This is a genomic window from Paenibacillus sp. TAF43_2, from assembly GCF_052113545.1.
Classification (GTDB): Bacteria; Bacillota; Bacilli; order Paenibacillales; family Paenibacillaceae; genus Pristimantibacillus.
In genome coordinates this window covers 1-8,848 of the sequence record NZ_JBFRDK010000219.1, presented here as the reverse complement: position 1 = coordinate 8,848, position 8,848 = coordinate 1, and the positions used below count along the sequence as shown (strand labels likewise).

Annotated in this window: 7 protein-coding genes; 2 read left to right on the top strand and 5 right to left on the bottom strand. The window is 44.0% G+C overall.

Annotation, left to right across the window (positions count from 1 at the left end; all coding sequences use genetic code 11):
- Positions 1 to 281: 281 nt before the first annotated feature.
- A complete protein-coding gene (locus AB4Z17_RS29445; RefSeq protein WP_441963798.1) occupies positions 282 to 1,733 on the top strand; it encodes an amidase family protein in 1,452 nt (483 codons plus the stop codon).
- Positions 1,734 to 1,879: 146 nt separating this feature from the next.
- Here the strand turns inward: AB4Z17_RS29445 and AB4Z17_RS29440 are convergent, their stop codons facing one another.
- The 5 genes from AB4Z17_RS29440 to AB4Z17_RS29420 all read right to left on the bottom strand — a co-directional run bounded on the left by AB4Z17_RS29440 (position 1,880) and on the right by AB4Z17_RS29420 (position 7,502).
- Positions 1,880 to 2,089: a YrzA family protein gene (locus AB4Z17_RS29440; protein ID WP_076268099.1), complete on the bottom strand. Its 210-nt coding sequence runs from the start codon at positions 2,087 to 2,089 to the stop codon at positions 1,880 to 1,882.
- Positions 2,090 to 2,141: 52 nt separating this feature from the next.
- On the bottom strand, positions 2,142 to 3,515 hold the full coding sequence (locus tag AB4Z17_RS29435; RefSeq protein WP_441909739.1) for a sugar porter family MFS transporter: 1,374 nt from the start codon (positions 3,513 to 3,515) through the stop codon (positions 2,142 to 2,144).
- Positions 3,516 to 3,749: 234 nt separating this feature from the next.
- Positions 3,750 to 5,084 carry a response regulator transcription factor gene (locus tag AB4Z17_RS29430; RefSeq protein ID WP_441963797.1) on the bottom strand — a complete coding sequence of 445 codons (1,335 nt, stop codon included), beginning with the start codon at positions 5,082 to 5,084 and terminating at the stop codon, positions 3,750 to 3,752.
- Entirely contained in the window at positions 5,059 to 6,510 is a 1,452-nt protein-coding gene (locus AB4Z17_RS29425; RefSeq protein WP_441963795.1) for a sensor histidine kinase, read from the bottom strand. Before AB4Z17_RS29425 ends, AB4Z17_RS29430 begins: the two co-directional genes overlap by 26 nt.
- Positions 6,507 to 7,502: a sugar-binding protein gene (locus AB4Z17_RS29420; RefSeq protein WP_441963793.1), complete on the bottom strand. Its 996-nt coding sequence runs from the start codon at positions 7,500 to 7,502 to the stop codon at positions 6,507 to 6,509. The genes AB4Z17_RS29425 and AB4Z17_RS29420 overlap by 4 nt, the downstream gene beginning before the upstream one ends.
- A gap of 158 nt (positions 7,503 to 7,660) precedes the next feature.
- On the opposite strand from AB4Z17_RS29420, the gene AB4Z17_RS29415 reads away from it, so the two are divergent.
- Positions 7,661 to 8,848: carbohydrate ABC transporter permease (locus AB4Z17_RS29415; RefSeq protein WP_441963791.1), on the top strand; the 1,188-nt coding region annotated here is incomplete at its 3' end.

The window sequence follows — 8,848 nt, the reverse complement described above, 5'->3', positions numbered from 1 at the left end:
GTGTGAATTTGTGCTATGTCTCTATCATACTGAAGAAAGCTGCTAAAAGGGAGCGAATTGTTGAAGTGATGGTTTGAGTGTGGAGATTATATAGGTATTGCCAGCTTCTTTATGGAATCAATCGTTATTATTGTTTCTTTTCTAATGAAAATCATTCCTTGTCTGCAATATTTCTAGTCTAAGCTCATTAGCTTGCCTTTATCAATGATGTTCATTACCAAAAAATAGTATATACTAGGCTCATATCGTACATATTCGGGTTGATGAGGGGTATAAGAGGCATGGAAATCGTAGAGGCAACCATTTCGTCCATTCAAGCCGCTTTGGAATCTGGCGAGATCACATCTCGCGAACTTGTACTATTTTATTTTGACCGAATTGCAGCGCATGATAAAGATGGACTCACGATAAATTCGGTGCTTGAGCTTAACCCCGATGCTTTATTTACAGCTTCTGCATTAGACAGCGAACGAGCTGTCCAAGGCCCAAGAGGTCCGCTTCACGGCATCCCCATCATGCTCAAGGATAATATTAATACAGGGGATAACATGCATACGAGCGCAGGCTCGCTTGCGCTTGCCAATTCCTATGCGGGAGTAGATGCTTTTATTGTAAAAAGGCTGCGCGAAGCGGGGGCCATTATATTAGGGAAAGTGAATATGACGGAGTTTGCTAACTTTATGACAGATGGAATGCCGTCTGGCTATAGCTCGCGGGGCGGCCAAGTTCTTAATCCTTACAACATATCTACGCCGACAGGCGGATCAAGCGCTGGTTCAGGCGTCGCGGTGGCTTGTAATTTCTGTATGGCTTCGATTGGCACGGAAACCTCAGGATCGATCTTAAATCCCGGCAATTTAAGCTCAACCGTGGGCATTAAGCCGACCGTTGGACTGGTGAGCCGATCAGGCATATTACCACTCTCAAACTCACAGGATACTGCGGGTCCAATGGCAAGAACCGTAACGGATGCAGTGATCGTATTAAACGTTATAACGGAGCATGATGACAGGGATGCTGCAATGGGTGCGGGGTACTTTAAAAAACATAAGGATTATCGTGTTTTCCTTGATCCGAAAGGTCTTGAGGGTGCACGAATTGGCATTCCTAGAGATTATTTTTTTGAGGAATTAACGGACGAGCAGCTAGCCATATTTAACGATGCAGTAGAGGTGATGAGAAAACAAGGCGCATTCATCATTGACCCGGCTGATGTAAGAACTGCTAGGCAAATCGTTTATTCATCGGTAGTGCTGAATGAATTCAAATCCTCGATAAACGCATATTTGTCCAAGCTCCCTCCAAATGGCAAAATTCGCTCGCTCAAGGACATTATTGCTTTTAATAACGAGCATCCGGTTGAAACCTTGAAGTATGGACAGTCTACTCTGCTGTTAGCAGAAACGACGACTTCAGGTACGCAGACTGAGCTTCCTTATCTTCGAGATCGGCTTGCAGATCTCCGTTTATGCAAGGAAGAGGGAATAGATGCGACGATGAAGGAGCATCAGCTTGACGCGCTGCTTTTTCCTGCTGACTTTGGTGCAAGGATAACATCGCGTGCAGGTTATCCATCAATTGTCGTGCCAGCTGGCTATACTTCAAAAGGAGTGCCGTTTGGTGTGACATTCGCTGCGAGAGCTTTCGAGGAGCCGATGCTCATTAAACTCGCCTATGCATACGAGCAGCACAGCAGGATGAGGCGTCCGCCTTCATTAAAGAGCTTTATTTAATGGGATAGGACGAGATGTCGCATCTCGACTATGTAGCTTTGATGGTGAAATATAAAATAAGAATGAGAAAATGATATACTTTCCTATATTTTTTAAAAAATCCTCTCGACTGTTGGAGTCGGGAGGATTTGTATGCCTTTATAGCGCTATTTCTTCGCTTTAAAGTGAACAACCGCGCTATATAGCATCTTTTCAATTTTAGGATTAAATACAGCATGATGGCTGACGTGGAACACCTCTAGCAGCAAACCTTTATTATTTTCAATTTGCTGATCGATTTTTAGCTCTAGCGTCTTCAAGTCATAGGCTTCAAAAAATTCGATCTTATTTTCAATTAAATCTAATCGGAAGTCCATTTGTTTATCTCCTATAAATAGATTTATAACCTAAACCTATTATACAGAGATATTACTTCGCCCACAAAGCTTCAATTTCTTCAAGTGATTTTCCTTTGGTTTCCGGTACAACACGCCAAGTAAACAAGAAGGCGAGCAAGGCCATGCCGCCATAAATCCAGAACGTAGCGGCAGGTCCTGCAGAGCTAAGCATAGGCGGAAACGACTGTGAAACGAGATAATCCGCTGCCCAGAGCGCCATTGCAGCAATAGCCGTCGCTTTTCCGCGAATACGGTTAGGGAAGATCTCGGACATGATGACCCATACGACCGGCCCAAGCGAAATAGCAAATGAAGCCACATACAATAAAATAAAGATAAGCACGAGTGGACCTGCTGCATGTCCCGTTTGAAAAGCGATGCCTATAACAATCAAACAAATCGTCATGGAAGCCGAACCAACGAGCAGAAGCGCTTTGCGTCCTACTTTATCAATGAGCCAAAGAGCAACGAGGGTGAACAATAAGTTGATAAAGCCGACCAAAATCGTTTGGATCAATGAAGCGTTTGTTCCTGCGCCTGTTGCTTTGAAAATTTCTGGCGCATAATACATGACGGCGTTGATGCCTGTCACCTGTTGGAGCACAGCAAGTCCAACTCCTACAATTAAAGCAATTCGAAGCGCTGGAGAGAATAGCTGCCGAATCGAGCCGCTCTCTTGCTCGAACGAATGCTTAATATCAATCACTTCTTTTTTGGCGAGCTCTTCGCCGTGAATACGCAATAAGATCGGAAGAGCTGCCGCTGCGCGCCCTTGCTTGATCAGCCATCTTGGGCTCTCAGGCACAAAAAATAGCAAAATCAAAAATAACAAACCAGGTATAGCGCCAACTCCGAACATCCAGCGCCAAGCGGAGGCGATGCCCCATGCTTCGTCACCTGAGCCGGAAATCCATAGGTTTACGAAATAAGTAAGAAAGATGCCTGTAACGATGGCGAGTTGGTTAAGTGCAACAAGTCTGCCGCGATATTTTGCAGGTGCAATTTCGGCATTGTAAAGCGGGCACAACGTAGAGGTAATTCCGATTCCGATTCCACCAATAATCCGAGCTACAATAAACGCGGAAAAGGTATCCGGAACAGCTGAGCCAATCGAGCTGATAATAAATAGAGTCGCGGCAGCAATAAGTACCTTTTTACGTCCGAAGCGATCTCCCAAAATACCAGACATAGCCGCGCCGACAATACAGCCAATAATTAAGCTCGATACAGCCCACCCCACTTGAAGCTTAGATAAGTCGAATCGATCCTCCATAAAACCGACAGCACCTGATACGACTGCTGTATCGAATCCGAATAATAATCCGCCAAGAGCGGAAACAATGGAAACAAGCGTCACAAATTTCATGCTTACTTGTTCATTTTTGTTAGTAATCGGCATTTCCATTTCCGTTTCTCCTCTCTGTCAAAAACCTTTCCTGCGTGAAAACGAACTTTATTATAGCATGCAAAAAGAGCGAATCCGCTCGTAAAAACCTGCATTAATGAGTGTTGTTCCCGCATTTATTTTAGACAATGCAAGCACAGGGGAACGAATAAAGAGAACTAGCATTTTGTTGTCATCCCAGCACAAAAAAGTCCATGTCGTTGCAGCATGGACTTTACTTTTTTGCTCATTTTTTTATCCCCGGTAGTCGGAGGGGGGGACGCCGGTCACTTTTTTAAAGACACGGCTGAAATAGTTTGGATCATTATAACCGACCTCAAAGCAAACTTCCTTTAAACTCAGTTTTCCAGTTGCCATTAACGCTTTCGCCTTTTCGATACGAAGGGCAGTGACATATTCGATAAAGGTTGTGCCTACTTGCTGCTTAAATATTTTACTGAAATAGTGTGGGTTTAGATGAACGGATTCGGCTACCTCCTCGAGTGAGAGGTCCTTTGTATAATTGTCCTGAATAAAACGTTGTGCGCGGTCAAGCACGGATTGGGTTTGCTGCTCCCGCTGCTCTCGAATGCGCTGCATTGCTGAGATCACATACGCTTCAGGTATAGCTTCCACATGTTCATGCTGCTTGTTATTACGATTCAGTGAAGGGACTGCAACATGTATCAATTCATCAAAGTGGCATATCTTGCCGCATTGCTCATAATAATTGGAGGCAAATACAGCCTCGAAATAGGATTTGCGCAAACCCTCAACACCCGAGCGCGTTTTTCCGATGCCGACTAAGATGTCAACCTCAAGCTGACGTGCTGCGATCGTGCATAGTTCTTCACCTAAAGCGGTTCCGGCTGCCTTCCAATTTGCGTCCACAGCAGATTTATCATGATTGATGAAGATAGCCATATGACGATCAATTAAGGAGCTTACAATACTATTTGTTAAAGATGATTTGATAAAGCTTCTAATCGTTTCGTAAACTTTTTGCTTGGGATTAGCTTTGACATGCTCGGGAAATGCGATCACGATCGCGCAGCCTTGTCCTAGTGGAAAGCCGAGCCATTCTGATAATTGCTCGATATCGGTATTTGTAACATGATCGACCATAAACATCATAGCGAGTTCATTTTCTGCTAAAGGCATGAATTGAGAAACTTTATGCCGCAGCTCTAGTTCGTCCGAGCGTTTCCTCTTCTCCAGCTCGAGTTCCTGTATGAGCTGCTGAAGCGTATGTATGATATGCTCGCGTTTGGCAGGCTTGACTAAATACTCTTTCACTCCGAGAGAAAGGGCTTCTTTGGCATATGCAAAATAATCATAAGCGGTCACCATGACGAACTTCACATCCGGCAAGGTATGCTTGATTTCGCGGATTGCTTCTAAACCTTGAATGCCGGGCATATTGACATCCATAAGTACGATATGGGGGCGATATTCCTCTGCTTTTTCTATCGCGACACGTCCATTCTCGGCGTGGATGATTTGAAAGGTATTCGGAAGCATTCGTTCAATGATCAATTCCAAGCCTTCCCGCTCAAGTGCTTCATCATCCGCGATTAACAGTCGGTACATGTATGTTTTCACCGTCCTCTCTAATAGGTATTCGGATTGTGACTGTCGTTCCGATGCCCCGTTCGCTTTCAATATCGACTAATCCATGTAGACCATAAAATAGTTGGAGGCGCTTAAACACATTTTTTGTGCCAAGGCCTGTTGATTGTTCGGTGAATGCGCCAGCTTCCATTCGGAGCAGCGAATCTCGAATCTCTTCAGTCATACCGCTGCCATTGTCGGATATGGAGATACGTACATGATGTTGATCATGCTTTATTTCAAGGCGAATCTTCGCTCCATTCTCCATACGTTCAATTCCATGAACAAAGGCGTTTTCTACGATGGGTTGAAGCGTGAGCGCAGGGATGTGAAATGACAATGCAGATGGGTCGATATCCTTCACCAGCTGAATGCGGTCGCGAAAGCGTGCTTGTTGAATGGTGAAGTACTCCTCTACATGTGCTACCTCATCTCTGAGCGTGACCGCATGCTCCAGATTGCGCAAGTTATATCTCAGTAAATTGGACATCGAAATAATGAGATCACTTGTTTTCTCGGCCCCTTCAATGAGCGCTAGCTTGGATAATACATTGAGCGTATTAAAGAGAAAATGCGGATTAATTTGACTTTGCAGCGCTTGCAGCTCTAATTCCTTAACGAGTCGATCCTTCTCCAGGCTTTCTTTATCCCGCTCCATCAATTCGAGGAGGTCGCTCGACATTTGCTCGAATGCGCCTGATRATACGCCAAGCTCATCCTTGGCTTGCAGCTCGTTTGAGCTTTGCTTTAGATGTCCCTTGGAGATCTGCTTCGCACGTGAGACAAGACTGCTTACAGGTCCAGTAATGCTGCGTGAAATCCATATGGCAAGTAAAATGCTCAGCAGAGTGTTCGTTATGAAGACGGCGGCACCGAGCAAATACATGCGTTTATTTTCTGCTTGAATCTGCTCATATACAGGTTCATAAATGTTTAACTCCAATTCAACCAGCTGCTGGCTGTCCTCTTGTATGAAGCTTGCTGTCCTTTCCGCATTCTCGTATTGAGTGAGCGACACCTTCGACCTTTCGGCAGAAGCTGCAGTGAAAGCGTCTTTCTGCTGCTCCAAAAAAGTATCTAACAGATGAACGTAGCTAGTAATAGTGGAGGAAGATATGGAAATATTCGACTTTTCTTGGAGCAGCAAGCGCAGATCCTGAAGTTCCACTCGACTATGATCATATCGCTTTTTATTGCTGTCGTCTGGATTAAGCAAATAGCTATGGAGCGTACTTAAGTTGTTCTCTACAACCTTGGAGGACTGGTTGTACAAAAGGATCCGATCGATCATTTGATTATAGCTTTGCTGAACCATCTTTCCACTTTGAAATAAAAAGAACGTAACCAAATTAATGAGGAGAACGAGTAATGGGATGAAAATGAGCAGCTTAGTCCGAATGGTCATGGGCTGGTTTCTCCATTTTCTTGAACGAAGGGCTTCTGGCCTTGTACCGATATTTTCGTAAAATGCTGCACTGGAAGCTCCTTGCCATGGAGGTAATCGTTCAACTGCGATACAGCTTCATTGCCCATGTCGTAAGGCTGCTGGACAATGGTTGAATGGATGATTCCACTGCGAATAAGCTCTAAAGTTTCATCGAGCGCGTCAAATGCAAAAATTTGCAGGCCTTTTGGCCGAATGCGTTCAGTGGCCTCCGCGATGCCGATCGCATCGAGTGCGCTTAATCCGACCATTACATTCAGCTGCGTATAGTGCTGAAGCAGTTCCTCTGTTTCAGCTGATGCTTGGAGGCGTGAAATGTTTGAGGAGCGCACCTCGACAAGATTCAGCTCGGGGTAACGTGAAATAACCTCTCGAAATCCAGCAAGCCGCAGCTGCTGATTGGGGGCTTGCTCGTTTCCGATTAAAGCGGCAATTTGCCCATGGTTTCCAGCCGCTTCGGCAACCAATTCACCCATAACTTTGCCTGCATCGAAATTGTTTGTACCGACATAAGAGAGCCTGCGGCTGCTAGGAGCATCTGTATCAATCGTTAAGACAGGAATGCCATAGCTAATCGCTTTATTAATTAAATCGATATACTGCGGGTCGCTAAGCCCCTGTACGAGCAGCGCATCAGCTTTGGCTGCAATAGCTTTCTCCAGCAGCTTCATTTGCTCCGCGGGATTAATGCGAAACGGTCCTGTATATTCAAGCTCCATCCCAAATTCAACCGCTGCATCTTTTGCACCTCGTTCAATTGATCGCCAATATGGATTATCGATTTCTTGGGAGATGAGGACAATGTGATAAGGAGGTTTCTGGCTTACCTCGCTTGAGAGAATTGGCTGCAGCAGATCCTTTATCCGAAGCGTGGAGAGAAAGAAGCTTAGCAGAAGGATGGAAAATACAATAAACAGAATGGCAATGCCTATGTTCCATTTACGATTAGACATTATACAACTCCCTTAGTGCGTCCAATTATATCGGATTATTATACAAGAACAGGCGAATAATCAAAAGCTGCATTGAAAATGATCGACATTTAAGCTATACAACATACAACTAAATCATTATAATTTAGTAAAATTACGGAAAAAGAAAGGGGTTTATTATGGAGCGTCAACCGCCTAATGCCCAAAGCAATCTACATAACCAATTGCATGATCCAGAAAGTCTTCCTCACAGAATATGGAAGTTCAAGCTTCATTACTTGATCGTCATTCCCGCTCTTATGCTCATATTGATTTTTAAGCTGCTTCCATTTGCTAACGGTATAATTCTATCGGTTGTCGACTACAAAGTATTTGTTGGCCTATTTGAGAGTTCGTGGGTAGGCTTTAATCATTTTGCCCAATTGTTTAACGATGAGAACTTCCGAAGGGTAATTGCAAATACATTTATTATCAAAACGGGTTATACACTGGCTAGCGGATGTATCGCATTCCTTTTGGCGCTTGCTCTGAGCAATATTCGTTACAAGTGGTTGAGAGGGCTGTTCTCGTCTTTATTTCTTATTCCTTTTTTCATTCCTTCTATTGTTTTTGTGTATATTTTCATTTATATACTGTCGATAAGCACATCTCCTTTTCTAACCTCTGGGACGCTGATTTTGGGGGATGAGACATTATTTCGACCGATCATTGTATTCGTTGAAGTGCTAAAAACATGCGGTATTCCGATCATCATCGCGCTTGCAGCTATAGCCTCGAAGCATGCGTCAGTGAAGCGGCAAGAAATGGGGCTTGCAGGCATCGGGAATAGCTACCTTGTAATGAATGTGATTCCAGCACTGAAAGCGGTAGCCGCTTTTATGGTGCTGCAGCTGTCTGCCATCATGTCCACGGACTATGAGCTCATTAGAAGCYTGCTGAATCCCTTGGTATCGAAGACAGGAGAGACGCTTGACGCTTATATTTTTCAACTAGGTTTTTTGATGATGAACGTAAGTCCTTCCGCTGCTGCGGGCATTTTTCAATTTGCGGTTCAACTGCTCTTTACGATCATCGCATATTTCATTGTAAAAAGATTGTTTTTAAAGCAATTATTCAGTAATCACACAGGTACAGCTGACATTAAAACAACGAATAATGGACGCAGCATAATTGGGATTGTGATAGCTTGCCTATATTCAATCGTTGTCATTTTTTTACTGTATATGCTGTTCATCTATCCGTTCACTGGAGCCGGAGAAGTAAGGCAATCGGTGTGGAGCTTCATATCGTTCTGTAAATTTTTTTCTTATTCGGTCGTTATCTTTTTTGCTGTAATTGTTTTTTTATTGATGACCGTCACACTCGCT

Coding starts and splice junctions, on each gene's coding strand:
- AB4Z17_RS29420 (WP_441963793.1), bottom strand. CDS start 7,502: ATGTCTAATCGTAAATGGAACATAGGCATTGCCATTCTGTTTATTGTA.
- AB4Z17_RS29440 (WP_076268099.1), bottom strand. CDS start 2,089: ATGGACTTCCGATTAGATTTAATTGAAAATAAGATCGAATTTTTTGAA.
- AB4Z17_RS29445 (WP_441963798.1), top strand. CDS start 282: ATGGAAATCGTAGAGGCAACCATTTCGTCCATTCAAGCCGCTTTGGAA.
- AB4Z17_RS29430 (WP_441963797.1), bottom strand. CDS start 5,084: ATGTACCGACTGTTAATCGCGGATGATGAAGCACTTGAGCGGGAAGGC.
- AB4Z17_RS29435 (WP_441909739.1), bottom strand. CDS start 3,515: ATGGAAATGCCGATTACTAACAAAAATGAACAAGTAAGCATGAAATTT.